Annotated in this window: 21 protein-coding genes; 9 read left to right on the top strand and 12 right to left on the bottom strand. The window is 40.8% G+C overall.

Annotated features, from left to right (window positions below; genetic code table 11):
- Window positions 1–111: 111 nt before the first annotated feature.
- Window positions 112–984 carry an AhpA/YtjB family protein gene (locus Q4600_RS04275; RefSeq protein ID WP_303513083.1) on the bottom strand — a complete coding sequence of 291 codons (873 nt, stop codon included), beginning with the start codon at window positions 982–984 and terminating at the stop codon, window positions 112–114.
- A gap of 87 nt (window positions 985–1071) precedes the next feature.
- Between Q4600_RS04275 and serB the strand changes: the two genes are divergently transcribed.
- Both serB and Q4600_RS04265 read left to right on the top strand, forming a co-directional pair.
- Window positions 1072–2058 carry a phosphoserine phosphatase SerB gene (gene serB, locus Q4600_RS04270; protein ID WP_303513080.1) on the top strand — a complete coding sequence of 329 codons (987 nt, stop codon included), beginning with the start codon at window positions 1072–1074 and terminating at the stop codon, window positions 2056–2058.
- A 272-nt stretch (window positions 2059–2330) separates the two neighbouring features.
- On the top strand, window positions 2331–3233 hold the full coding sequence (locus Q4600_RS04265) for an alpha/beta fold hydrolase (protein ID WP_303513078.1): 903 nt from the start codon (window positions 2331–2333) through the stop codon (window positions 3231–3233).
- Between the two features lie 49 nt (window positions 3234–3282).
- On the opposite strand, the gene Q4600_RS04260 is transcribed toward Q4600_RS04265, so the two are convergent.
- Window positions 3283–5679, bottom strand: a complete 2397-nt coding sequence (locus Q4600_RS04260) for a PilZ domain-containing protein (RefSeq protein WP_303513076.1) — start codon at window positions 5677–5679, stop codon at window positions 3283–3285.
- Between the two features lie 208 nt (window positions 5680–5887).
- Here Q4600_RS04260 and radA point away from each other — a divergent pair, with 208 nt between their 5' ends.
- Together radA and Q4600_RS04250 are read left to right on the top strand one after the other, a co-directional pair.
- Entirely contained in the window at window positions 5888–7261 is a 1374-nt protein-coding gene (radA, locus tag Q4600_RS04255) for a DNA repair protein RadA (protein WP_248954934.1), read from the top strand.
- Window positions 7262–7488: 227 nt separating this feature from the next.
- Complete coding sequence (locus Q4600_RS04250; protein ID WP_303524355.1) at window positions 7489–8340, top strand: hypothetical protein; 852 nt, start codon at window positions 7489–7491, stop codon at window positions 8338–8340.
- A 31-nt stretch (window positions 8341–8371) separates the two neighbouring features.
- Here Q4600_RS04250 and Q4600_RS04245 read toward each other — a convergent pair whose 3' ends face one another.
- A complete protein-coding gene (locus tag Q4600_RS04245) occupies window positions 8372–8731 on the bottom strand; it encodes a PilZ domain-containing protein (protein ID WP_229368938.1) in 360 nt (119 codons plus the stop codon).
- A gap of 292 nt (window positions 8732–9023) precedes the next feature.
- Window positions 9024–10382 carry a YjiH family protein gene (locus Q4600_RS04240; protein WP_198589526.1) on the bottom strand — a complete coding sequence of 453 codons (1359 nt, stop codon included), beginning with the start codon at window positions 10380–10382 and terminating at the stop codon, window positions 9024–9026.
- A 430-nt stretch (window positions 10383–10812) separates the two neighbouring features.
- Here Q4600_RS04240 and Q4600_RS04235 point away from each other — a divergent pair, with 430 nt between their 5' ends.
- Window positions 10813–11520: a hypothetical protein gene (locus Q4600_RS04235; RefSeq protein WP_303513068.1), complete on the top strand. Its 708-nt coding sequence runs from the start codon at window positions 10813–10815 to the stop codon at window positions 11518–11520.
- A gap of 23 nt (window positions 11521–11543) precedes the next feature.
- On the opposite strand, the gene Q4600_RS04230 is transcribed toward Q4600_RS04235, so the two are convergent.
- Together Q4600_RS04230 and Q4600_RS04225 are read right to left on the bottom strand one after the other, a co-directional pair.
- On the bottom strand, window positions 11544–12431 hold the full coding sequence (locus Q4600_RS04230) for a U32 family peptidase (RefSeq protein ID WP_303513065.1): 888 nt from the start codon (window positions 12429–12431) through the stop codon (window positions 11544–11546).
- Between the two features lie 10 nt (window positions 12432–12441).
- Window positions 12442–13443 (bottom strand): peptidase U32 family protein, encoded by a 1002-nt coding sequence (locus Q4600_RS04225; protein WP_102526927.1) that lies wholly within the window; start codon window positions 13441–13443, stop codon window positions 12442–12444.
- A 136-nt stretch (window positions 13444–13579) separates the two neighbouring features.
- Between Q4600_RS04225 and Q4600_RS04220 the strand changes: the two genes are divergently transcribed.
- Window positions 13580–14101 carry an SCP2 domain-containing protein gene (locus Q4600_RS04220; RefSeq protein ID WP_229368935.1) on the top strand — a complete coding sequence of 174 codons (522 nt, stop codon included), beginning with the start codon at window positions 13580–13582 and terminating at the stop codon, window positions 14099–14101.
- Between the two features lie 127 nt (window positions 14102–14228).
- Here Q4600_RS04220 and Q4600_RS04215 read toward each other — a convergent pair whose 3' ends face one another.
- Window positions 14229–14480 carry a YfhL family 4Fe-4S dicluster ferredoxin gene (locus Q4600_RS04215; RefSeq protein ID WP_229368934.1) on the bottom strand — a complete coding sequence of 84 codons (252 nt, stop codon included), beginning with the start codon at window positions 14478–14480 and terminating at the stop codon, window positions 14229–14231.
- 467 nt (window positions 14481–14947) lie between these two features.
- Here Q4600_RS04215 and Q4600_RS04210 point away from each other — a divergent pair, with 467 nt between their 5' ends.
- A complete protein-coding gene (locus Q4600_RS04210; RefSeq protein ID WP_303513061.1) occupies window positions 14948–16126 on the top strand; it encodes a threonine/serine exporter family protein in 1179 nt (392 codons plus the stop codon).
- A 92-nt stretch (window positions 16127–16218) separates the two neighbouring features.
- Here the strand turns inward: Q4600_RS04210 and Q4600_RS04205 are convergent, their stop codons facing one another.
- The 4 genes from Q4600_RS04205 to yegQ form a co-directional block, all read right to left on the bottom strand.
- Complete coding sequence (locus tag Q4600_RS04205) at window positions 16219–17877, bottom strand: amidohydrolase family protein (protein WP_303513060.1); 1659 nt, start codon at window positions 17875–17877, stop codon at window positions 16219–16221.
- A gap of 116 nt (window positions 17878–17993) precedes the next feature.
- Entirely contained in the window at window positions 17994–18977 is a 984-nt protein-coding gene (locus Q4600_RS04200) for a GTP-binding protein (protein ID WP_102436176.1), read from the bottom strand.
- A gap of 77 nt (window positions 18978–19054) precedes the next feature.
- Window positions 19055–20728: an amidohydrolase family protein gene (locus tag Q4600_RS04195; protein ID WP_055023742.1), complete on the bottom strand. Its 1674-nt coding sequence runs from the start codon at window positions 20726–20728 to the stop codon at window positions 19055–19057.
- A gap of 709 nt (window positions 20729–21437) precedes the next feature.
- Window positions 21438–22838, bottom strand: coding sequence for a tRNA 5-hydroxyuridine modification protein YegQ (yegQ, locus tag Q4600_RS04190; protein WP_303513057.1), 1401 nt, complete (start codon window positions 22836–22838; stop codon window positions 21438–21440).
- A 231-nt stretch (window positions 22839–23069) separates the two neighbouring features.
- Between yegQ and Q4600_RS04185 the strand changes: the two genes are divergently transcribed.
- The gene (locus Q4600_RS04185) at window positions 23070–23912 is read left to right on the top strand and encodes an HDOD domain-containing protein (protein WP_102526929.1); all 843 of its coding nucleotides are present in this window, start codon (window positions 23070–23072) and stop codon (window positions 23910–23912) included.
- Window positions 23913–23987: 75 nt separating this feature from the next.
- Entirely contained in the window at window positions 23988–25496 is a 1509-nt protein-coding gene (locus tag Q4600_RS04180) for a bifunctional diguanylate cyclase/phosphodiesterase (protein WP_303513055.1), read from the top strand.
- Window positions 25497–25558: 62 nt separating this feature from the next.
- Here Q4600_RS04180 and Q4600_RS04175 read toward each other — a convergent pair whose 3' ends face one another.
- Window positions 25559–25987, bottom strand: coding sequence for a thioesterase family protein (locus Q4600_RS04175; RefSeq protein ID WP_303513053.1), 429 nt, complete (start codon window positions 25985–25987; stop codon window positions 25559–25561).
- Between the last annotated feature and the right edge of the window lie 62 nt (window positions 25988–26049).

Genomic DNA, 26049 nt, shown 5'->3' with positions numbered 1-26049 from the left:
CTTTGCTCACTAAAAAGGGATAACGTCAGCGTTATCCCTTTTTTGATGTCTCTTTTTAAGCTATACCCTGATACTTAGCTAAAGTTTGTATCCTATCCAACTTAATACAGGCTATTGAGTTTTAGATTTATTCTTACTGCTGGTATCTTCAGCTTGTTCTTCTTTGATGTCAGATAGCTCTTTAAACTCTAGTTTTACTGCTTCGTCTTGGCTAATGTCATTCTTGTCAAAGCCACTGTCATTTAAGTCACTGTCGTTTAAGTCAGCTTCATTTAAGTCAGCTTCATTAAAGCCGCTGTTATTAAAGTCAGTGTCATTTAGCTCATCTTCAGCGGTATTTTCAATCATACTATTTTGTAGCAAGTTGCTATTTTTGCGCCCTTGCTTAGCTCTGGTTTTACGGCGATCAAAGTCTGCACGTTTAAAAGATAAGGCTCTTGAAAGTAATAAGCCGATAATGCCCGCTACAATCAACATTGTTTGCTGCAACTTCATATTTTCTTGATACAAGGTTTTAATTTCGTCAAAGAAAATGCGCAGATTTAACCGAACCTCAATATAACCTAAGTTATTTTCGCCCTGAAGCACGTTTTCAATCAGTGGCGGGTAAGGGGAGAGAAGTTGCTTAAGTTCCTTGTCATCGGCGTCGAAGTCATCTTCTGAAACAGATTGAGCAAAGGCGAGTCTAACGCCTTGGGCATCATATATATTAACTGACATGACTTTAGGGTCATCAATCAGTGCATTAGCAAGCCATTGAAGCTGTTCATCATTTTGCAAAAACATTGCTGGCGCAGCTCCGTTAGCAGCCTGTTGCGCTAGCAGCCTTGCCATGATCTGGGTTTGCGAATTAAGCAATTGCTGGCCGTTATTGAGACTGGATTTCCACAGGTGTGTTAGCCCTATCAGCAAAATAATCGCCAGGATGATTTGAATTAGCCTACTGATTTTTTGACTTTTCTTAAGACCTTTAACAAAAATCACTTTAATCCTTGGTATTTTTTCTATTTAATTAATACTAATCGAAATATTTAATAGTAGATAGTCGCAATCATTGAGGAAATGCAGTCGATGGAAAGTCAGAAAAATATACAAGCTTTAACTTGGTTATTCTCAGGGTTTGATGCGTCTTTTACTCATAGTGATATAACACTGACTCGTTATTTTGAAGATGAGTTTATTAATAATATTCAGATAAAACAGCCGCATCGATTTCGGGTGATATTTGATGAGTCGGCATTTGATGGGATTAGTCAGTGGTTTGAAGGTTTAGAACAAGATTGTTCTATTGCGGTGTTAATGCGCCACAACAGCCTGAAAGGAGTTGAGATTGCTTCATCTTCTCGATTAACCCAATTAATTGAACAGTTTCCTGCTGACATAAATGCCGAGATACTTGAAGTGACTCAAGCATTACCAAGCTTTTTTAAGCCGGGCTTATTGGTCATGGATATGGACTCAACGGCGATTCAAATTGAATGCATAGATGAACTTGCAGCAATGGCGGGTGTGGGCGATGCTGTTTCAGAAGTCACAGAAAGAGCAATGCAGGGTGAGTTGGACTTTGAAGAAAGTCTGCGATTGCGTGTCGGTAAACTTGCTGGTGCCAGTGAAGAGATTATAACGACACTATGTCAGAACTTGCCATTAATGCCAGGGCTTGAAAGCTTAGTTGCTGAGCTTAAACCTAATGATTGGAAGTTAGTATTAGCATCTGGCGGCTTTACGCCTTTTGTGGGCCACTTAAAAGATCTTTTAAAGCTTGATGCTGCTTATGCCAATGAGCTTGTGATAGAAGACGGCAAGTTAACGGGTGAAGTTACTGGTGAAGTGGTAGATGCGCAATATAAAGCCGATGTGATTGATAAAAGCTGCGCATCGTGGCAAATAGCGGCAGGTCAACGAATGGCAATTGGTGATGGCGCAAATGATATCCCAATGGTTAATGCAGCAGACTTTGGGGTCGCTTTTCATGCTAAACCTAAACTGCTTGCGGCCGCTGATGCCAGTATTCAAAAACTAGACTTACGTTGTTTAGTGTTTTACTTACAAGGCTAAGCTATTCAATAAACTAGACAATAAACTAAACAATAAACTGAACTTGTCGCGATGGTGCTTTTTATTGTGATGAGGTTTGCTTGGCAATGAGTTTGTTAGGAAAACTGGTGTGCTCTTGCTGGTGAAGTCGCTCTCTAGCATGAGCGACTTATTCAAATAGATTTGATTAAATCTATTTGGCTGATTAGATTTATTACTCTAATTTACTTGTAATTAACACTCGCTGTGTTTACCGTGGTTATATTCATGATGACGGATATATCAAGACTTGTATGCAGCACTCTCATTACCTTCCTTACCGAAATGGAAAACTTCATCTTCGCCATATCAAAGCAAGCCCTTTATCTCAGCCGGGTAGCGATAGTCGTACCCCCATCTTGATGCTTCATGGTGCTATGTCTAATGGGCGCGTTTTTTATAGCCCTTCAGGTAAAGGATTAGGCTGTTATCTTGCTGAGCAAGGCTATGATGTTTATGTACTGGATACAGCGGGTAGAGGGGCGAGCGAGCCAAGAATTGATGCTGATTATCACATGGGACAAACAGAAGTGATTCTAGAGCAGTTGCCCATTGCCCACACGTTCGTGCTGCAGCATGCTAAAGCACAAAAGGTGCATTGGTGTGCCCATTCATGGGGTGGGGTGTTAATGGCTAGTAGTTATATTCGTTTAGCTGCTTTGCGCGATCAAGTGGCGTCATTTGTTACATTCGGTAGTAAAAGAACCATTAAAGTGTCGTCATTTAGAAAAACCATGATGGTAGATTTGTTTTGGAATCGCCTCGCGCCGCTAATGACTAAGTATCAAGGCTATCTTGCAGCCGATAAGTATCGCCTGGGAATGGATAATGAAAGCCGGTTATCGTTATTGCAAACTATTGATTGGGTTAGAGGTGACTGGGTTGATGCAGAAGATCAGTTTAATTATAGCGAGGCGGTACAAAATATTAAGTGGCCGAAAAGCTGGTTTATTGCAGGTAAAAAAGACTTTGTACTGGGTAATCCATCAGACGTTAAAGACATGATGAGTGAGTGTGGACTGGAGCATGCTGACTATACTTTGCTTGCCAAGGATAAAGGCTTCAAACAGGATTACACCCACGCAGGAATGCTCACCGATAAATCTGCTGTGACAGATCACTTTCCGCTCGTGAGTGATTGGTATAACCGTTTTTAGTTTTAAAAGGCTTTATGCAGAGCTTAGCTACACTTAGAAATCGTTAAGTCTAATTATTAACTGAATTTTCTATATGTAGCTCAGGGAAGCGAACCTCTACTTCAGCGGTAATATCTAATAGTTCTCCGCTGCCGATGACCTGCCATAGGCGCTCTTCAAGCTGCTTAGCTCTATGTTTTGCATGGATAGTGATATATTCCATTTCACGTCGTATATAGCTCATATCGGTTTTTTCTGTAGCACCGAAGTAAACGCGTAATGCCATAAAACGTCCAACTGATTGGGCATGGTGAATGAAACTAATTTGTGCATTGCGACTATTAAAATCATTCATCAGTTGCGACTGAATATTAATAGCACCTCTTCCTTGACGAGATATTTGCATGAATATTTCAAAGTATTCCACACCATCAATAGGCTTCATGGCTCTGATAGGGTCGATAATGTGCTGTTTAAACTGGGCTTCATCAAATAATGGTGTGAGGTTAAAGCTAAGTGGTTGCGTCGAACCTGCAGCAAAAAGGTGGCTAATTTCATCGTTTTTAGTACCAATACCAATACAAGCCAGTTGTGCCGATTTTTTGGTTTTTTCAACGAAATAAGGCACACCAACAAGTTGTCTTAATAGTAAATTTTTCATTCCGTCAGCGAGCTCTTTAAGCTCACCTTCATCATCCGATAGTTGCTCAAACTTATCTCGGTTGTGGTTAATAAGCTTATTGATAAACTCAACACCAGCATGAGGCTCGTGGCCAACGATGGCTGATAAATGTAATGTTTGATGATTATTACGACTACGGATTAATTGATATGGCAGGTTCTTTAATTCTGTTTTACCCGCGATAGCTTGCAGCTTTGGAAAGTGTAGACTGACTTCAGCAGGACTTGTAAATTGAGTATTATCTTCAAGGGTAAACTGCAAACCTCGAGTGGATATATCATGGGTTATACCACGGCTCTTTTTGCCTTCTTGCTCAATTTCGATAATGGTTTTAAATGCAAAACGACCTTCTCTTCTACGCTCACTAAATGGCATAGATAAACGCTTAACGGTATTTTTTTTCAGTTTTAGCTGATTAAATATTTTAAGCGAATTGACGTTGTCGCCTTCATTAAACCATGCACGATAATTAGGCCTGACATCTTCATTAGTTAAATCAACGATCTGTAAGATATAACTAAACCTTGCCAATTGTTGTTCGGTCAATGCCGAATACTGGCTTTCATCGCCAGGAAGGGTAGAGGTTTTATAATTTAATTTATGATCAACCTTTTGTTGCGCGACCTTATAGATCCGCCAGCTCTCTTTTGCTGCGCCAAACCCAAAGAATAGCTGCATGGCATTATGTTGTTTCAGCTCATGCAATGAAGCTGAAAAATACTGGGTCACACCTTTGGCTTGGTGGGTAAAGCAAAAGAATAAACTGTGGTCAGTTTCTTCGGGGTATTTAAGTAGGTTAACTAATCGATTATTGGTCAACATGCTGGGGAGTTGACTCACTTCTTTTTCGTCAAGAAAATACTGCAAAATGGGTTGGTTGCCACGACTTAGCAGCTTGTGACTGATAAAAGGCTTACCGTCAGCTACTGATATATACAGCGGCATGTGTGCCAGCATAGGCAAGTAGTGACGCTCAAAACCTAATCCCGTAGCATTAACGATGACATCATTAACATCCACTTTATACCGAAACTTATAGCCACGGATAAGTTGGGTGAGCACTTTATCTAATTCAACGCTATCACCCATGCGCCGTAAACGCATAATAGCGCTGTCATCTTTATTCTGGATATCGACAATTTGATAGTCGACACCGTTTTGCAGGTCTTCAAAAAAGAATTCTTCGTTAAGTTCTAATAGCTTAATTCGCAGTGGTTTGTCTTGGTCAAAGCGATGCTTAGCTGGCAGTCGAACTCTGGCTCCACCAACGGATAGATCTAAGCTCGCACCGATAACGTCTGCACCGCCATCTTGAGAAGCTGAGATACGAATAGAGTAGTTCATTCGTTCTTCACTGCGATTAAAGTAACTTCCCATGACAACACCAGGTACCACTAACTCTGAACTCTCTATGGCAGGTTCTTGCTTATTTAGGCGTAATTGTTCTTTGCGATGTCTATGTTCATTAAGTACGTGCTCATAAACACCGATTGTGTACTTGTTACGATAAATTTGTAGTGCTTGGGCTAATGAAGCTTTTGCAGGCTCATCAAGAAAGTGACGCTGTTTAGCCACGCTGACTTCTTCGCAGTGCAATTCTGTTTTATCGCGTAAATCAATTATTCGGGTACATATAGCAGAAAGGCGATTCAGTTCCATTTTGAGCAAAAATCGAGTCGAATTAGATTCGTCGATAGTCAGCTTTTCAAAGACATCTTTGAAATCTGGTTCCATCAGTAGCGGTTTGAGTTGTTCTATTAGCTGACTATGGTCTTCTATGCTCATTGGCTCTTTTCAGTTTTGGTGCGAGAACTAGGTGCTAAATATAAGTCTGACTGGTAGTCTTATCGGCTAGCGAAATACTTACTTTATACAAATTTAATTTATGTGTCTGTTAAAGCAAGTAATAAAACTATTAAAATACCATTTTAATGTGGCTTGGTTGATTATTGACCTAAAACTCTTCTTTTGATTAATTTAATGACAGTGAAGCATGGCAAAGAATAAAACAGCGTTTGTGTGTAATGAATGTGGGCAAGACTTTCCTCGTTGGCAAGGACAATGTAGTGCATGCCAAGAATGGAATACGATTTCAGAGGTGCGTATTGCTGCTGTGAAATCATCATCAACTTCTGTTGCTGGCTATGCTGGCTCTGTAGGTGGAGGCTCTAAAAAATTAGCCGAGGTTGAAGAGTTTGAAGCGCAAAAGCGATTAACCGGGATTGGCGAACTCGATAGAGTATTATGTGGCGGGTTAACGACGGGTTCAGTGAATATTATTTCTGGCGATCCTGGCGCAGGTAAAACAACGCTTTTATCTGATTTGATTGCACGTATGTCTCAAGTTATGCCATCGCTTTATTGTACTGCTGAAGAGTCACTATCGCAGTTTAAAAATCGTGTGAATCGCTTAAAGCTTAATTATAACGAAGATAACTTATATCTAATGGCGGAAACCAATGTTGAAGCCATTATTGCAGAGTTAGAAGCCAAGCAAATTAAGTTTGCTGTTATTGACTCTATCCAAGCAGTGGTCTCAGACTTAGCCAATGGTAGTCCAGGTTCACCATCACAAGTTAAAAGCAGTGCCCAAGCGTTAACTCAATACTGTAAACAAAATAACGTCACCATGTTTTTGGTTGCCCATGTTAACAAAAATAATGAAACCGCAGGGCCGCAAACCTTAATTCATATTGTCGATTGTCTCACCCATATTGAATGCAATGACGGCCAGATAAGAACCTTAAGGGCTAATAAAAACCGTTTTGGCGATGTCGATACTGTCGGTATTTTTAAGATGACAGAGCGCGGTATGATAAGTGTCGATAACCCCAGTGAAATATTTCTTTCGGGCTCGAGTACTGAGTCACCTGGAGCCGCAATTACCTGTATTCGAAAGGGTAACCGTAATTTATTGTTAGAGATTCAATGTTTGACCACTGAAACTGAAGGCGAGTTTCCACAGCGTGTCTGTGTTGGGTTGAACATGAACCGAATAAAAATGCTCACAGGGGTGCTTCGAAAGCATACCCGTACCAAAATCTTTCATGATACTTACTTTAACCTTGTGGGTGGTTTGAAAATTGATGAGTCAGAGACCTGTATCGATTTAGCACTTGTGACAGCATTATTAAGCAGTCTGAATGATTTTGTCGTACCACGAACCACTTGTATCATGGGTGAGTTAAGTTTAAATGGTGATGTCAGGCCAATTGATAGCGGTGTTCCAAGAGTTAAGGAAGCAGTGCAACATGGCTTTACCGAAATCTATATTCCTCATCGAAATTATCATAAGTCGATGGAAAACTTAGGGGCTAAAATTCACCCGATTAAAACGGTTCATGAATTACTTGAACTGATAAATTAATACACTTGTTTGAATTTTAACTAGGCAAGCGACATCAGAAACGATATTATTCCTTGCCTAATTATTGTACCCGTTAGGACGTGAGCTTTTGTTGTCTAAATCATATTTGATCTTGTTACAGCATGTTCAGCACATGCTCTTTAGGGGGAGCAAGCAATTGTGATGACATAGCAATTGAGAAAACGAATACTCGTGAAGGGATACTTTACTAATGGATTATGATGTTGTTGCTTAACTTTAAATTATTGTTGATTGCGCTTATCTGCTTTTTTGTTACAGAAGCCTCTGCCAAATCCTCTTCTCCCCAAGTATTACGTTTATATCAAACTGATTACCATTTTCAGTATCATATTGAACTTCTTAAAATGGCACTTGATAAAACTGCCGCCGATTATCCTGAAGCAAGTTTGCAATTCACTGAGCAGGTCACTCAAGGTCGCGGTTTAAAAATGCTTGAGCAGGGTGAAGTCGATGTGGCTTTTCTAGCGTCCAGCAAACAGCGTGAACAAACCTTTATTCCGGTTAAAATTCCATTATTGAAAGGCTTACTTGGATACAGGCTTTTGTTAATTCATCAAGATAATCAACAAAAATTTCTCCAGGTAAAAAACACTCAAGACTTAGGTGAATCATTTGTCGCAGGCTTTGGCAGCCATTGGGCTGATATCGATGTATTACGTCATAATGCACTACCGACACAGGATATTGGCACTGCAAGTAGCTTACATCGAATGTTGCATGCCAAACGTTTCGATTACTTTCCTCGCGGAATCAATGAAGTATGGCAAGAGCAACAACGCATAAGTAGTAAGTTGCCGGAATTAATGATTGAACCGAATATTGCGCTTGTATATAACTTACCAGTGTATGTCTTTGTGAATAAAGAGCTACCAGAATTAGCTGAAAGAATTGAGAAAGGGCTGAATAAAGCCACGGATGATTTGTCTTTCCAAGAGTTATTTTTAAAGTATTACAGTGACTCTATTTTGAAAGCGAGGTTATCTGAGCGGCAAATTATTTACCTTGATAACCAAGATTACCCACAGACAGAACAAATAGATACGAGCTGGTGGTTATAGATAAGCTTAGTCATCTGCTGGACCTTTTGAGTTATATGCTCACAAGCTGAGCAAGCTCTCGTTGCAGTAATTCTTCATCGCCAATATTAAGTTCAATAATGCGTTTAAGGTGACTAATACTGTCTAGATCAATGTGCTGGCATTCAAGCCCTAAATGCTTGGCCTCTTTATGAACAAGGAGCGTGTCCATGCTTAGCACGATATCAGAGTCAGGTAATAAAAAGCTTAATGCCACTTTTTGCCCCTTTATTGCATCGAGTCCATCAGGTGTTGAAATTAAGGCACCCTTGATACTTAAATCTAGAATATCTGTACGATAGCTTTTATCTTCAATCTTGATTGAAGCTGTAGCCGCAAATAATGTACGTGTGAACTTTCTTCTTTCATCCATAAAACATTCCACCCACTTACTGAACTCACAAATTGTAGATGCTGAAGTAAACAGTCATCAGTAATTTGTTTTGATTTATAAAGAATACGCTATCTAAAAATGAATGCCAATAATGACTTAGTTAACGCGCTATGTTGGAACATAGTCATGAGGCAAATGGCTCGTTTGCCGCTTTATTGCAAACGTAAAAAAGGAGCCTAAGGCTCCTTTTTTGTCTGCTAATTATCTAAAGCAAGGTGTTTAGCTGATACTCAATTTGATTGTTGAGCTGAGTCAATTATGGCGTTAACCACTAAACTAACAAATGGCCACACAATGCAATCACTGGCAGTGTGACTAAAGTACGCAGAATAAATACCACAAACAACTCAAAGAAGTTTACTGGGATTTTACTGCCAATTAATAACGCGCCAACTTCACTCATATAAATTAGCTGAGTAACAGATAGGGCAGCAATCACAAAGCGGGTTAAGTCAGATTCAATAGAACTGGCTAAAATTGATGGTAAGAACATATCTGCAAAACCCACAACGATGGTGGTTGAAGCCACATCAGCTTCAGGTATTTGTAGCAGTTCAAGTAACGGGATAAATGGCATGCCTAAATAATCAAAAATAGGCGTATTTTCTGCTAAAACTAAGGCAACAGTACCAATGGCCATGACCACAGGAATAATACCAAACACCATATCGACGACATTCTTAACACCTTCTTGTAGAACATGTTTAACGCCACCAGCACGAGATGCTTTATTGAGTGCTTGCTCAAAGCCCCAAGACATTACCCCATGTCCCTGTGGGATCATTTCATCATCAGGGTGACGAGGCGTGTTATCTATGTATAAATCTTTTTTCCAGGATAAAGGAGGCAATTTAGGCACAATAATGGCCGCAACAAAACCTGCTAAACAAACCGTTAAGTAAAAAGGCACAAATAAATGTTCAAGCTGAACTTGTGAAATTACGACTAAACTAAAGGTAATTGACACAGCAGAGAAGGTCGTACCGATAACGGCAGCTTCACGTTCAGTGTATAAACGTGTTTCGTATTGTTTGTTGGTCATTAAAATACCAACGCTGCCATCACCTAACCAAGACGCCATACAATCGATAGCACTTCTTCCTGGTAAGTTGAAGATAGGACGCATTAGCTTGGTCAGCATAGTGCCGAAAAACTCTAATAAGCCAAAGTTCAGTAACAGAGGTAATAACATTCCAGCGAAAATGAATACGGAAAATAGCACTGGAAGAAGGTCGTTCAGTACTAATGCCCCAGTATCAGCAGAATAGATTGCCTCAGATCCGATTTCTAAATAGGTTAGTACAATAAATACAGCACCCAAAATACGTACGATTAACCAAAATGGCGACACGTTGAGTAGGGTATTCAAAAAGGCGCTTTCTTGAACCAGTTTAGGTTTAATGATTTTACAAAGTACCGATATGATTGCCATAAACACGACGATACAGGTGACAATCAGCGGTAAAATCTCGGCAAATTGGCTCTGAACCGCTTTAGACATGATAGCAATTGGAATCGTAATTGCGTCGTTATAGCTTATCGGTGTCATGAATAATAACAAACCGATCAGTGACGGAATGATAAAGGTCAGTATTGTCTTTATGTTATGTTTTTGTTTTTCTTGAGTCACTTTATATATGCCTTACCCATTGACCAAATTTTTATGGTTGATTATGTCTAACCGTCCGGTGGGGAAACTGCTGAATGTCCATTCAAAGATGCGTTAAGCGAGGCAAGGTTACCTGCTTATCTAGCCTATGTAAAACTATTCACTTTAACGAATAGTTATTGAGTTATTTTGCTTATCTATATTCTATAGCTTTTGTTGGTAAATGCACGTATTAATTCCTTTGTAATCATAATGTTGCGGTGTTGTTTTGTGTTGGTTTTGTGGGTGTTATTTAGGTTGGACGCGGTTATTTTAACTTTGAAGTGTTTTCAACTTCGGCAGATTTACGATATTTTATTAAATTAAGTTAGTAAACATTAGACGTGGATAGAGGTTTTATCAATTATGATTAAGTATGATAGAGCCGAATTTACAAGGAACTTACCTAGTTGTGATAATAAATAAAACGGAAAAGATTGCTAGATTAGCTTACCTATTTGGTTTGCTTGGTCTGTTCGGTCTTTTTCTGGGTATTGTAATATCGGTTTTAGTTGAATACATACAGTACGGTGATAAGTATAGTTTATTGCAGTTTTCTCTGAGTGAACTCGGTACTTATAATCGTTCATCCACTGCGATATTGATTAATGGCGGTTTGTTTTTTGGCAGTTTGAGTTTAACCATGAGCTGCATATTCGGTTTACAGATGAGCCAGCGATTAAGTGGTGGCTTATTATGGTTATCCTTAATTATCACGTTCATTTCTCTTGCGGCTATCGGCTTATTTCCTCTCAATGTGCATCATTTACACATCCAAGCTGTTTCTATTTATATCTACTTTGGATTTTTCAGCGCGGCTTTATGTATTATCGAATGTGCTATAAAACGAAAAGCCGCATTGAGCATGCCGTTTATATTCAGCGGTATTATTTTACTGATCCATGGCGCCATTTTATCCCATGAGTATTGGCGTGAAAGTCTAGGTGCTAAGCCCATATCTGATGGCATGTTGTTTCAAGCGATAGTGTCTCAATCACCTAAACCAGAAGTGTGGTGGTTATCAATCCTATTTTGGTGCAGTATTGTGATGATGTGGCTATGGATGTTGAGTATTTGCCGGTGGTATTTTCTACCCCACCGACAAATGAAGGCTAATTGATACTGTTGACGATTAAGCGCTTATTACACTTGCGCTAATCCAGCTTGACCGAACCAGTAGCCATTACATTGTTGAGTGTTAATATGACTGAAAGGCAGTTCGTATTTATCGTCAACCACATCATGAGATAGTGCGTTTGTTAGCTCATTGGCAAGATCAAGACATGCAAGACTACTTGGCGACACTCTAAAGTAATCGACCCCCATTTGCTGCATCGATATTATCTCTTGGGTCAAATCAATATTAGCAGCCGACTGAGTTTGTACACCATTTAACCTTAATAGCGCTTGTTGTTCTTGGGTTTGAGCTAAAATCCCTTTAGGGTGCTGCTGACAAATTGTTTCACAGTTATCTTTATTCAAACCAAAATGTTTTGCGGTAAAACAACGAGCCGAATGAGCGAGTGGAATATATCCATGGCCCATGACTTCGACTTCGAAGCTTGCCTTGGTTGGCTCACTAATGACACTTTCTAACCAAGCTTTTGATAATTCATAAGGCATGACAAACCGCTTCATACCCATGGTTTGTAAAATGTCTAAACTGGCACGATTATAGTTATTAATCGTAGGGCCGCAGATAAAAGGAATATTAGCTTGTCTAGCAAGTTGTACGGCTGCCATGTCATTGGCTTCAATACTAAACTCACCATTATCAATATGCTTTTTAAGTTCAGTTAATTCTGACTGTGCTTCAATTAAAGCCATAGTCGATAACACTACGTTTTTGCCATGGCTTTTGAGCATATGTGCCAATTCAAGGTAATCTTTGAATTTTAAAAAGCGGCGGCGACTGCATACTGTTTCACCAAGATAAACAGTATCAATCTGGCTATTCGCAGCCTGTTGATAGAAATCTTCAATAGAGGTCTTATCCCAGCAATAGCTTACTGGCGCGAGAGATATTTTCATTATTATTACCTTACTGCCATTGACGTTCGTATGCGCCTAACGTGGTGACTTGCCCTTCAGAAACTTTAGCGAGTACTTGATTCCATCTAGCTTGCTCTGTAAATGACTCAGGGTGTGTTAAAAAGCTATCAATCGCTTCTCGCCAAACTCGGGTGACTTGCTCTACATAGGCTGGGCTGCGCTGTCTTCCTTCAATCTTTAAAGACTTTATCCCTGCTGATGCTAATTGTGGCAGTAAGCTAAGAGTATTAAGGCTTGTAGGTGACTCAAGTAAGTATTTGGCTTGTGTTTGATTTTCAGCGATATAACGACCTTTACACACAACTGGGTAACCTAATTGCTGATCAACATCAGAGGTATCAATGAGTACTTCATTTAAGCGTGTTAAGCATTTATCACCTTGTTCTTGCCATCTCACATGTTTTGCAGGAGAGCACGAACCACCCGTATTGGGTGATTGACCTGTGACATATGAAGATAAGTGACAACGGCCTTCGGCCATAATACATAGGCTGCCAAAGGCAAAAACTTCAAGATCAACGGTACTATTTTTAGCTAAGTCTTTAACTTGCTTTATGGATAGCACCCGTGGCAACACTGCTCGCTCAATATTGAAAGCCTGCTGATAGAAGTCTAATGCGGCTAGATTGGTTGCACTGGCTTGAACTGACAGGTGCAAGGGTAAATGAGGGTAGCGTCGACTGGCGTAATCCAATAATGAGATATCGGCAGTGATCAGCGCATCCATCCCTATGTTGGCTGCTAAATCAATCGCTTGATACCAACGGGATTCTTCACCAGGTTTTGGGAAGGTGTTTAATGTTAAAAATACCTTTCTACCTTGGCTATGTGCCAGTTTAGTGGCTTGTTTTATTTGTTCAGGGGTGAAATTTAGTCCCGCGAATGAGCGGGCATTGGTATCATCTTTTAAACCAAGATAAACCGCATCTGCACCAGCTCTAAAAGCGGCTTTTAATGAAGCTAAATTTCCTGCAGGGCACAAGAGTTCCATTTTCTCTCTCTCAAATTGCTGTTGCAAGGGAGTGTAAAGTTGAATGACGTCACATGAATTGATTTGAAACAGGTTTCAATTGATAAAATGTGAGTAAACTAGCTTAAATTTAAATCTAGGCAGTGTAGGAGTTTTAATGTCTCTCGGTTTCTCAAGTAAGCTCGCGAAAAATGTACTTGGTTTAGCACCCAAAGTGGCCACTCAATCATTATCAATTGTTCCTGAAAAACTCAAAATGGATGTGTTAGCTAAGTTGCTAACATTGACGTTATCTGAGCAAATTAAGTTTGGCGAATTAGACTTTTTAAAAGGAAAGTGGGTTGCGATTTCAGTGCAAGACATCGGCTTACATTTTGAGCTCAGTTTTGATGGCCAATTATTATTACGTTCATTAACTAAGGCTGATGTTACATTTACTGCTAATGTTCCTGAGTTATTACTGGTTGCAGCAGCCAAAGAAGATCCTGATACCTTATTTTTTCAGCGCAAATTACGGATTGAAGGCGATACCGAGCTAGGCTTAGAAGTGAAGAACTTATTATTAGGTATCGAGTTAGAAGCCCTGCCTCAGCCTGTGAGAGTAAGCATTGAAAAATTAGCCATTACTTTGCAAACCTTGCAAAGCTATTCTGATGGCAGCAACACTGCAACTGCATAAAACGAACCAATCGATAAATGATAAATGATAAAATTTGAGCAATAAAAAGGCGCTATCTAAGCGCCTTTTTTTGTATCTAATGCTGGAGAAATTGTTTCGCCGTCAAGATTAATTGAGCGAGTTTAAGTTAAACCTTACCTGTAATGACTTGGTACTTATATTTAAGCTCTTCCGGCGTTTCTGCATGAGCAGGATCAGGATCAATACAATCAATCGGACAAACCGAAATACAAGTCGGCTTGTCATAATGCCCTACACATTCGGTACAAAGCGCAGGGTCTATCTCATATATTTCTTCACCCATAGTAATGGCTTCATTTGGGCACTCTGGCTCACACATGTCGCAATTAATACAGCTGTCGTCAATTAGTAATGCCATCTAGTTCATATACCTTATAAAATTCATCTGTAACAATTGCTTATGTATATTCCTTATAATGGTAAAAATTACCCTGTCCCGACTTTCAATGATTCATACAGCGGATTTTCATGCACTTAACCATGAATAATGACCTGAATGAAGACAAAGACTTAATAAGCGTTGAATGACTGCGCTGATCTAATGCGTTTTAACACGCTATAAATCTTTCAATCGATGATTATATCACACAGAGATAGCCCGCCTAGGGTTAAGCGAGAAATTCACCGGCTAGCGCATGTTTTGCAGTGGAGATTATCGCGACCACTGCTAATTCAATGAAAGGATTCATTTTTGAAGGGTTTGACCCTCTATTTCAGATTATGGAGTGAATGAGTTCGCTACTATTATGTAGCAATTATCATTTAGCTACTATGATTTAACTAAGCCCTCAGAACCACTTTTTGCTGACTTATCGAGAATAAAAAATGGAAGATAAAAGCCCAACCCAGCAACAGTATGATGATGTTTTATCATTTTCAGATCGATTACATCAATCAGGGTGCGCACCATACTCAGTGGCGAAATATACTCAGTCTTATGCGGCTCATCATCAGATAGATATCGCCATTGATGTTACTCCAACTAAAATTGTGACCATTTTCGAGCAACCCACTCAAAAAATGGTGATGCAAACTAAAAATCCACCGTCAGTCAATTTACGCAATTTGGTGGCAACCCTAAAGGCAATACACTCAAAAGAAAACTATCAAGGGGTGCCGAGTTACTCAAATTTTACTTTAGGCATTGCCAACCTATTACTGCCGCCTTGCTATTTGATGCTGGTGGGGAGCACGTATCTTGCGGCAATGATTTCGGTTTTTTTAGGGTTAATCGCCTGGTTAGCTCAACTAATGTGCACCGGGCAGCGAGCAATGCTGGTTGAGTTCATTGTGGCGTTTATTGCCAGTTTTGTGGTGGGGATATTAGCCGCTCAATTTCCTGAGTTACCGGTGTTAGCTTTATGCATCTCATCCATTGTGCTGTTTATTCCAGGACTTACTGTCACCAATGGTTTAGCTAGTCTTGCCTTAAATGACTTTCGCTCAGGCATAGAGTTATTGGCCCAAAGTAGTTTGGTGGTAATAAAAATATTCATTGGCGTGGTGATGGGCTTAGGCTTATCAAACTTGCTTGTCGGCCATGTAGCCGCTGCGCCATTTATTAATGAAATCCCTTTAGGTTTGCATATTCTGGCGTTAATTGGCATATCGGTTGCGATTGGACTGATTTTTAATGCCAGTTGGCAAGACATTATTATTGGCCTGCCCGCTGCTGCAGTTGGCATGTGGGGGCCACATTGGTTTACCTCTGATTGGGTTATCGGCACTTGGATTAGCACCATGATTATCACTTTTTATGGGCTGTTAGCCGGTAAAGCACGTAAAGTGCCTGCGTTAGTGTATATTATCCAAGGGGTGATCATTTTAGTGCCAGGAAGCCGGATCATCGTTGGTGCCAGTGAGTCATTCTTTGCCACTGCAATATTGCCTATCCCCAGTATTGGTATGTCAGCATTATTGATGTTTTGTTCGATTATGGCAGGGCAGATCATGGTTTATTCTATTTTCAATGACCGCTTTTTGTTTAACCATAAACGCAACTAATCGATATTAATTGAGAAAAACTAAACACATGAAAAAAGCGCCTAATGGCGCTTTTTAGTTGTCATGTTTTGTCGACGTTTTTTGATTATCGATTAGACTGTCACATCGCGACGAATTGCTCTGCCAGGCTTAGCATCCATAAGCAATTGTCCCTTATCAATAATCGATTGGCCATTGACTAGTACATGCTGCATACCCACTGAAAGCTTATTGGGCTCAGTAAATGAGGCCATATCTTTAAAGCTATTGAGATCAAATACCACTATGTCAGCATCTTTACCCACTTGCATACGGCCTTTGTTACGCATTTGCGGCACAGCATCTTCGATGATATGACACGCATTGAGGCTGGTGCGCTTCATTGCCTCGACTAAATTGACTTCTTTATACTCAACCACGTATTTATTTACAAAGCGGGCAAAACACCCGACCGAGCGGGGGTGAGCAAAAGCATCGTTAGGCAATGGCCATACATCACCTTCAATCAATTTACCTTTGCTGTCCATCCACGGCATGGCATCAGAGGCAATAGCGGCGTTAGGAAACAACACCGAACGCTTCATCATGCGTAAGTCTTCTTTACTGTCGTCAGGCTTTAAGAAGTGAATAACGATCACTTCACCAGGGTTGGTTTTTCGTAGTTCATCGATTTTGGTTTGGGTCATAGGTACGCCATTGGCTTCCATGTAACTTGCATCGGGAACGCCAAAGCGGTCAATCCATTCTGGGCCAGCAAATAAGGCCGCGCCCACAGGTGTTGAGCCTGCGCCATAGGGGTAAGCTTCAGTGGTAATCGGCAAACCAGAATCAACAGCTTCTTGCACTAGGTCGGCGCAATCATCAATGTCTCGCACCGAGGTACTGTTGAGGTGACAAATATGCATATGTGCCCCAGTGGTGGCGGCTAAACTGATTAACTCTTGATAGGCTTCAAAGCTTGATCTGGGCTCCATGCCGTTGGCATAACGTACATGGGTGAAGGTCGGTACATCAAAACTTTTGGCCAGTTTAGCTAAGCCGTAATACTCTTTATGGCCATAGGCGGGAGCATAACCGCCATTAATACCAATCCCTAAACCACCTTCTTTTAAGCCTTGTTCAACATCAGACAATATCGTATTTAGCTGTGCGTCGGTGGCGAGATCATTTTGCCAATTTTTTAAACTAAAGGCATTCTGAAACCAAGTAATGGTGCCATCTGCGGGCGAAATTTCACTTTCAATTGCCATAATGCGGGCATAGGTCCAAGCTACTGAGGTGCCGTAGTTTATTGGGCGACCTTCTTTAGCGGTGTCATCATAATACTTACCAATGGGTAATAGGCCTGATTCCAACTCAAGGGCGGTGGTGACACCATCGAAGGCTTGAGCTCTGGCTGCGGGTAATTGTTGTCCATGGGCGTGAAGGTCGATAAAGCCTGGGGCAACCACAAGCCCGCTGGCATCAATGACTTTTTTACCTGTGAGCTTTTCTGTCGATATAGCGGCAATTTTGTCGTCTTTAATGCCTACATTGCGTACGGCATCTAAACCCGTTTCGGCATCAATGACACGGCCATTAGTAATCACTACATCAAACGGGCCTGTTTGATTTGGCATTAACTCTGGCTTTTGTGGACCCTTGTTAGTTTCTGCTGTGGCAGTCGATGAAAGTGTTATTGCAGCGGCGCCAATAGCCAGTTTTTTCATGGTATCGCGCTTGGTTTGATCAACTTCAGCGGTTAATTTGTCATCTTGATTTAACTCGGACATCATTTGCTCCTTTCTCGCCAATATCCTTGATTATCATGCTATTAATTATCAGCCAAGCATTTACAGCTTGTCATTAACAGCTTTAGTGGGCCGTTTACTGCATAGTCGTTTTATATTTAAACCACTAAGCTAGCTAACTTTTCACGCATTATTTTTTCGTCCATGCCACCTTTGGGGGCAATAAAGACTAAACGGGTTGCTCTTGCTTCATCGTGTTCCCACGGCTCGCCAACAGTGACATTGGCGCGTTGGCCAGTACATTGAAATATACAGCGATGATCAGGTCGATCAGATAAATTTAAAATACCTTTCATGCGGTAGGCATCGACTGAAAACTGCTGTAATAGCGGATAGAGGCTTTGTAAAGACAGCGGCTTGTCGGTTTCGAAGCTAAAAGTATCAAAGCTGTGGTTTACATGGTCATGATGGTTGCATTGGCTGTGGTCATGGTCTGCACCTTGGTGCTGACAAGTATGCTCATGGCTAAGTTTTACTAACCGCTCAGGTACATCAAATAAAATCGGTAGTGCGACGTTTCCAAACTCCATTTCAACCAGTTTGGCAAAAGGGGCTTGGGTTTGGCACCATGCTTTAACTTTTTCCAGCTGCTCAGTTGCCACTAAATCAACTTTATTAACTAACACGATATCGGCGACTTGTATTTGTTGCTCTGACAAGCTGGCCATTGAACCTTCTAAACTTAAAATATTCTCAGCATCGATAGTGGTGATAATCGCGTTCAATGGCGCGTGTGCTTGTAGTTCAGGATCTTCAAATTGCAATGCCACTTCTTTAGGTTCGGCAATACCTGAGGTTTCAACAATAATATGATCAGGGCGCTCTTCAAGTGCCAGTATGCGCATCACTGAGACCACTAAACCTTCGGCAAGATTGCAACACACACAGCCATTTTCGAGGCTAATCATATTGTCGCTTTGGGATTTTACTAGCTCTGCATCGACATTAATTGAACCAAAGTCATTTACGATAACGGCCATACGCATGCCATCGGCATTGGTTAGGATATGGTTTAACAGGGTGGTTTTCCCGGCACCTAAAAAACCCGCTAAAATGGTCACTGGAATAGGTTTTTTATTCATTGACGTTTCTCTATATGATTTACTTTTTAACGAAAAAGCTCGGTATTACCCGAGCTTTATGATTTTAGGCATAATGGTCATGCAACCACTGGATTACGAACTGCTAAGCCAGGATTTACATCTAAATGCAATTCACCATTTTCGATAATAGGTGTACCATTTACGATCACATGATGCATCCCTTCTGAGAGTGCATTAGGCGCATCAAAGGTCGCTAGCACTTTGATTTCGTCAAGTTTAAATAAGACTAAATCAGCATCTTTACCCACTTGAATACGGCCTTTGTTTTTCATTTGAGGAACACTGTTTTCTAATATTCGACACGCATTTAAGCTCGTACGCTCCATCGCTTCGAGTAGTGTAACTGCTTTGTATTCATTGAGGTATTTACTGATAAAGCGAGTAAAACAAGCAAGCGATCTTGGATGAGCAATAGCATCACTTGGTAATGGCCATACATTACCTTCGATTAATTGCCCCTTAGGATTCATCCATGGCATTGCATCGGATGCAATGGCTGCGCCTGGAAATAATACTGAGCGGTCCATTTTATGGCGATCGGATTTACTTTCATCAGGTTTTAAAAAGTGCATTACTACCACTGTACCTGGCGCATTTGCTTGAAGCTCAGTGACTTTTTCTTGTGTTAAGGCTTTACCATTTGCTTCCATGTAGCTTGCACTTGGCACTCCCCAGCGCTCTAGCCAATCATCACCGCGGAAAACTTCTGCGCCGATCACTGATGAACCAGCACCGTAAGGATAAGCTTCTGTTGTCACCGATAAGCCTGCATCAACCGCATCTTGAACTAAATCAGCACAATCTTCGATATCTTGCACTGAGGTGCTGTTAAGGTGACAAATATGCATGTGTGCACCGGTGGTTGCCGATAAACTGATCAGTTCTTGGTAGGCTTCAAAGCTTGATTTAGGCTCTGCGCTATTTAAGTAACGCACGTGGGTATAAGTAGGCATTTCATAGCGTTTAGCTAGCTTTGCTAATTCGTAGTACTCTTTATGGCCATAACCTGGTGCATAGCCAGCGTTAATACCAATGCCCAAACCTCCCTCTTTAAGGCCTTGCTCAACATAGTTTAAAATGGATTTAAGCTCATCTTTTGTCGCAAGGGTGTTTTGCCAGTTATTTTTAGAAAATGCTTGTTGAAACCAAACAATCGTACCGTCTGCTGGTGGCATTGTGGGCTCTTTTGCCGTGATACGAGCATAAGTCCATGCAACAGAGGCGCCGTAGTTAATAGGGCGGCCCTCTTTGGCTGTGTCATCATAGAATTTAGCAATAGGTAGCAACCCCGACTCCATTTCAAGAGCGGTGGTTACACCATCAAATGCTTGTGCTCGTGCAGCCGGAAGCTGTTGACCATGCGCGTGCATATCAATAAAGCCCGGCGCAACCACTAAGCCTGTGGCATCAATGACTTTTTTGCCTTGTAATTTATCTGTTGAAATGGCGGCAATACGATTGCCTTTAAGGCCGACGTTACGAATGGCATCTAATTTAGTTTCAGGGTCAATGACCCGGCCATTTTCAATAACAATATCAAATGGGCCCTTTTCATTGGCCATTAGCTTAATTTGCTGCTCAGTGAGTTTGTCTGATGCGGCTTGCAAAACTGAGGCAAATGGAAGCGCTGCAGTACCAACAGCACCCGCTGCAAGCTTAGTTAGCGTAGTACGCTTTGACTGGTCGACATTGTTAGTGGTTAAATCATTTAGCTTGGTATCGTCTTTCATTTTTTATCCTCATTTATTCATGCAATAAAAATAGTAAAAACTGGCAACATGTGAAACGGCAAGCACCATAAAAGCTACTTTAAACAGCTTTGCTCTAAATTTGGATAATGTACAGCACACTTTGATACTTTTGTTGCGCAATCGTGTCTTTGGGGGCGAATAATAAATATTTCAGGGCTTAGGGTTACGGCTTTGTTAGCTTCGGTTGCTCGTATCGCTTTGAGTTTGTTACTGATATTGCGTTAATGATAAAATTTTGCCGCTGTAAAACTTATTACTGATATTAATTAATAGCATAGATTAGAGGAACTCACATTTGAAGGGTCTAACCCTTCAAGTTTTGGCCAACCTTGGCCAATAATAAATAAATGATAGGTGATAACTGACTAAATGATAGGTCATGAGTTTTTATATGTAGTAGGCTGGATCTTGAGTGGGCGATAGAGTTGGGTAGGTGATAGAGTTGAGTAGGTGATAGAAGTTGAGTAGGTGATAGAAGTTGAGTGAAAGGTAGAGATTGAGTCAAAGGTAGAGATTGAGTCAAAGGTAGAGATTGAGTCAAAGGTAGAGATTGAGTCAAAGTGGTGGCTTGTATTGCATTGGCGGGTAAACACTTTCTCAACAGTCACAGTTATGGCCTAAAAGGCAATAACTGCAACAGCTGAAAACGGATAACCATCCCCTGGTTAGACTGACTTATGTAGCAGGTCTAGGTAACGGGTTCAATCGCTTGATGTGGATTGCGGCTATCTTGCCCTTGAGGCAGATTGCGCATTAAAATTGCTTTATCCAGCTCGACTTCTGCCGGCACAGCTAAGAATACAAAGTGCCCTGAACCTAACCCGGCTTCTACTGATTCACCTTTGCGATTAACTAATTCTGAAATGGTTAAGGTGATATTGCCTTGCGGGGTCATCAATTCAACACTGTCACCGACAGAGAACTTGTTCTTAACGTCAATTTCAGCTGCGCCGGCATCATTGCGTTTACCGGTAAATTCACCAACAAATTGTTGGGTATCACTGATTGAGTAGCCGTAATCATAGTTCTGGTATTCGTCATGAACGTGACGACGTAAGAAGCCTTCGGTATAACCACGATGCGCCAAGCCTTCAAGGTTATGCATTAGCGTGCGGTCAAAATCTTTACCTGCCACAGCATCCTCAATGGCTTGACGATATAACTGTGCGGTTCTCGCTACGTAATAAAAAGATTTAGTACGGCCTTCAATTTTTAATGAGTCGACACCCATTTTGGTTAAACGCTCAACGTGTTGAATGGCACGTAAATCTTTTGAGTTCATAATATAAGTACCATGCTCATCTTCATAAGCAGGCATATATTCGCCTGGGCGTCCTGGTTCTTGCAATAACACCACTTCACTTGATGGCTGACCTGCGCCCAATGTTGGCGGCGTCTCTAACTGCACACCATGTTGGTCAACAAGCCCTTGTGGGTTTACCGCAATAATGTCACCGGTTTCAGTTTGCTTGGCTTCATGGACATCGTACTTCCAACGACAAGCATTGGTGCAAGTGCCTTGGTTAGGGTCGCGCTTATTGATGTAACCAGAGAGTAAGCAACGGCCTGAGTAAGCCATACATAAGGCACCATGAACGAAGACTTCTAATTCAATATCAGGACATTGCTGACGAATCTCTTCAATTTCATCAAGAGAGAGTTCACGAGATAAAATAACGCGCTTAATACCTTGCTGCTGCCAGAATTTAACTGACGCCCAGTTAATCGCATTGGCTTGAACAGATAAATGCACGGTTTGATCTGGGAAGGCTTCACGAACCATCATGATAAGACCTGGGTCTGACATGATGACCGCATCGGGTTTCATATCTATCACTGGTGCCATATCGCGGATATAGGTTTTTAGCTTTGCATTATGTGGAGCAATGTTACTCACTACATATAGCTTTTTATTTAATGCATGCGCTTCTTGGATCCCCATCGCGAGGTTTTCCATTTTAAAGTCATTGTTTCTAACGCGTAAGCTATAGCGAGGTTGACCTGCATAAACCGCATCTGCACCATAGGCAAAGGCGTAACGCATGTTCTTTAATGTTCCTGCTGGAGACAATAGCTCTGGTCTAAACATAATCACTCTCAATTTGATGGAAATTCACGCATAGCGCGGGGGGCGGCATTTTACTTAAGTATGGTTGGTTAATGCAAATAATTCCTCTGTGATTGTGGGGTTTGTCTAAATTAAGGAAGGCTAAACAATTGACAAGCATTATAAAGATTAGTGCTTTTTCTTTATTCTAATAAATTACATAGCTGATATACTCCACACAAAGCAATAACAAAAAAACTACAGGCGGTATGCATGACAACGGAACACCAACTACTGGTCGGGCTATTAAAGAAGCTTAAAGATGACGCTCTTGTGCTTCCAACACTGCCTGAAGTGGCCATGCGGGTGCAGGAAGTTGTAGCGCAGCCAGACTCAAGTTTGAAGCAAGTTGGCGATATTATTGGCCAAGATGCTGCTATTTCAGCTCGTATTATTAAAGTAGCTAACAGCGCCTTATATAGCCGAGGTAACAAAGCTGAAAATATCAGTGCAGCCGTGAATAGAATTGGTTTGATACAAATTAAATCTATCGTGACTTCTGTGGCACTTGAGCAGTTATTTATCTCAACCAATGAAATGGTCTGGGAAGTGATGGATGAAGTATGGCAAACCTCTATCGAGGTGACCGCATCTTCAGGGGCAATGTTAGCGATTTATAATAAGCGCAATCCAACTAAGAAGTTAGATCCTGAAACGTTAACACTTGCTGGCCTTGTTCATAATATTGGTGCGTTACCTGTGTTGTCGGAAGCTGAATCCAAGCCTGATGCATTTACCAGTATTGAACAATTACGTGGGTTAGTGCGGAAAATGCAAGGACCTATAGGGCGTGCAATTTTAAAAACATGGGATTTTGCCCCTGAGGTCATGGAGGTCGTAGAGCGTTGGGCTGATTTACATTACATGCCAGAGAATGTGACTTACTTAGACTTTATTCGCTCAGCGGCATATTACACTGGTGAATTAAGAGCAGGGGTGGAACTTGAGCAGCGTTTAGATATTTTCGCAACTCGTGGGCTACCTGTGACGCCAGAAGATTTAGAGAGTGATGAGTTTTTAGAAGTTTATCATTCCATTAAGCAAAGCTATCAATAAAAAAGCGATTACGTGTGTTAGTTAAAAGCGATACACTCGACTATTAACAATAACTTATATAAGGAGCGGTAAATTGTGTTAAGCATTGAAATTATCATTGTGCTTTTTATTGCACTTATTCTGTTATTAGGAGTTGTGTTAGGCGGTTATTTTCAGCAAGGAAAGTTTATTGCTGAATTAACCCAAACCTTAGAATCTAATTCTGCTGACCATTCACCATTAAATTTCAAACATACCCCAAGAGCATTTAAACCTCTAGTACGTAACCTGAATCTGTTTCAGCAAAGTAATCCTATTACTCTTGAGCGAGACAAGCTGACGGGTCTATCGAATCGGGTTGGCTTTAAACGAAAAATGTTTGCCAAAATGCCAGCGACAGAAGGGATGTTAGTGCTGGTGGATATCCAGCAGTTTCGGTTTGTGAATGATTTATTCGGCTTTATTTTTGGTGACCAGTTACTGAAATCTTTTGCCAGAAGAATTAAGCAGTTACCTAACCCCCCTCTGTTTGTCTCGCGTATGAACGGTAATGAGTTTTTACTGTTTTATCCTAAAGCCATTTCCATTTCTGAATTAAACTACGTCAAACAGCATCTACAAAAGTCGTTTGAGATCGAGCAAACCCCCATTAGCATTAAAGTTCAGTTAGGCGTACTTGAGTTACATGAGCACCATGCGGATGTGAGCTTGATGCTTCGAAGATTAGATTTAGCACTAAAAAAAGCCAAAATTAGCCACCAAGACATTGCCTTTTATAATCAAGATGATGATAAAGCGCAGTATCGCGAATTAATGATCATTAATAGTCTCCCTAAAAGTTTAAAGCAGAACCAGCTCCATATGGTTTATCAGCCTAAACTCGACATTAGCACGGGAAATTGCTCGCAAGTTGAAGCGTTAATTCGTTGGGAACATGAAGGTTTAGGTAATATTTCACCAACGGAATTTATCCCACTAGCTGAGCATACAGGCGTGATCAACTTAATCAGTCAGTGGGCATTAGAGCAGGTACTTCAGCAACAAGTTAAGTGGCTGCAGCAAGGGATTAATATAAAAGTCGCTGTTAACCTATCGACCAAAGATTTAGAGAATCAACACTTACCCATCGATATAAGTAATTTGCTGATGCAGTATAAGGTGCCAGCAGAGAACTTGATGATTGAAATTACTGAAAGTGCCTTGATGCTTGATTTAGCTCGAACCATTGAGACGCTAAAAGAAATTAGAGAGTTAGGAGTTAAAATTGCTATTGATGACTTTGGTACTGGCCACTCTTCATTAGCCTACTTACGTCACTTACCCATCGATGAAGTTAAAATTGATAAAGCTTTCTTAGATGATTTTAATTGTGATTTACAAGCGAACAAAATCGTCAAAACAAGTATTGATTTAGCTAAAAGCCTTGGCTTTGATGTGACGGTAGAAGGGGTTGAAACCAAAGATGTTTTTGATACCTTGATTGAATTTGGTACTGATACCATTCAAGGTGAGTATGTGAGTAAACCTCTTATTGCCTCTGAATTAGAGCTGCGTTTCTCGCAGCTCATTCAAAAACCTTTTGTGACAGCTCCAATCACCCATTAATCGATTTATTGAGCTTATATCATCAAAGTTATTAACGTCATTTAGCGTAATTTATCTTAATTTTAGCTAAAATTTTCAGTGAGTTGTTCAATTAACTTGATTGGCATTGGTGCCATTTGACGCTGCTGATTCATGCAAACCATTTCAATGGTTGCTGTCACCGCAGGCTTCTTCGCATTAGGGCGCCAAATCTCTTGCTGCCACACAGTGCGGTATTTACTTTCAAAGTAATATTTAGTTCTGACATCGATAATATCCGCAAACTCAACCCCATCATGGCAAAGCATATCTGTTCGATAAACTGCAAACCCTAGTTGCTGCTCTTGCCATAAAATATTGAGCACATTAGCGCCAATGACATGTTCTCTGGCCCGTTCAAAATACTTTAAGAAGTTGGGATGATATACCACCCCTGAAAAGTCAGTATCTTCGTAATATATTTGCACAGGGAAATGGAAGGTAGGGCTGTATTCAATTGTTTTTTTAGTCATCATCATTGCAATGTCAGAATTTATTAATACTATTGTCGCTTATTTGAGTCGGTTTCTATAGC

This window comes from Shewanella sp. 2_MG-2023 (assembly GCF_030548905.1).
Taxonomy (GTDB): Bacteria; Pseudomonadota; Gammaproteobacteria; order Enterobacterales; family Shewanellaceae; genus Shewanella; species Shewanella electrodiphila.
Note: the sequence above shows the minus strand (reverse complement) of the source record. Positions and strands in the feature narration are given on the sequence as shown.

Coding starts and splice junctions, on each gene's coding strand:
- Q4600_RS04175 (WP_303513053.1), bottom strand. CDS start 25,987: ATGACTAAAAAAACAATTGAATACAGCCCTACCTTCCATTTCCCTGTG.
- Q4600_RS04220 (WP_229368935.1), top strand. CDS start 13,580: ATGTCTCTCGGTTTCTCAAGTAAGCTCGCGAAAAATGTACTTGGTTTA.
- Q4600_RS04210 (WP_303513061.1), top strand. CDS start 14,948: ATGGAAGATAAAAGCCCAACCCAGCAACAGTATGATGATGTTTTATCA.
- Q4600_RS04245 (WP_229368938.1), bottom strand. CDS start 8,731: ATGGATGAAAGAAGAAAGTTCACACGTACATTATTTGCGGCTACAGCT.
- yegQ (WP_303513057.1), bottom strand. CDS start 22,838: ATGTTTAGACCAGAGCTATTGTCTCCAGCAGGAACATTAAAGAACATG.
- Q4600_RS04265 (WP_303513078.1), top strand. CDS start 2,331: ATGCAGCACTCTCATTACCTTCCTTACCGAAATGGAAAACTTCATCTT.
- Q4600_RS04185 (WP_102526929.1), top strand. CDS start 23,070: ATGACAACGGAACACCAACTACTGGTCGGGCTATTAAAGAAGCTTAAA.
- Q4600_RS04205 (WP_303513060.1), bottom strand. CDS start 17,877: ATGTCCGAGTTAAATCAAGATGACAAATTAACCGCTGAAGTTGATCAA.
- Q4600_RS04225 (WP_102526927.1), bottom strand. CDS start 13,443: ATGGAACTCTTGTGCCCTGCAGGAAATTTAGCTTCATTAAAAGCCGCT.
- Q4600_RS04215 (WP_229368934.1), bottom strand. CDS start 14,480: ATGGCATTACTAATTGACGACAGCTGTATTAATTGCGACATGTGTGAG.
- Q4600_RS04230 (WP_303513065.1), bottom strand. CDS start 12,431: ATGAAAATATCTCTCGCGCCAGTAAGCTATTGCTGGGATAAGACCTCT.
- radA (WP_248954934.1), top strand. CDS start 5,888: ATGGCAAAGAATAAAACAGCGTTTGTGTGTAATGAATGTGGGCAAGAC.
- Q4600_RS04195 (WP_055023742.1), bottom strand. CDS start 20,728: ATGAAAGACGATACCAAGCTAAATGATTTAACCACTAACAATGTCGAC.
- serB (WP_303513080.1), top strand. CDS start 1,072: ATGGAAAGTCAGAAAAATATACAAGCTTTAACTTGGTTATTCTCAGGG.
- Q4600_RS04260 (WP_303513076.1), bottom strand. CDS start 5,679: ATGAGCATAGAAGACCATAGTCAGCTAATAGAACAACTCAAACCGCTA.
- Q4600_RS04200 (WP_102436176.1), bottom strand. CDS start 18,977: ATGAATAAAAAACCTATTCCAGTGACCATTTTAGCGGGTTTTTTAGGT.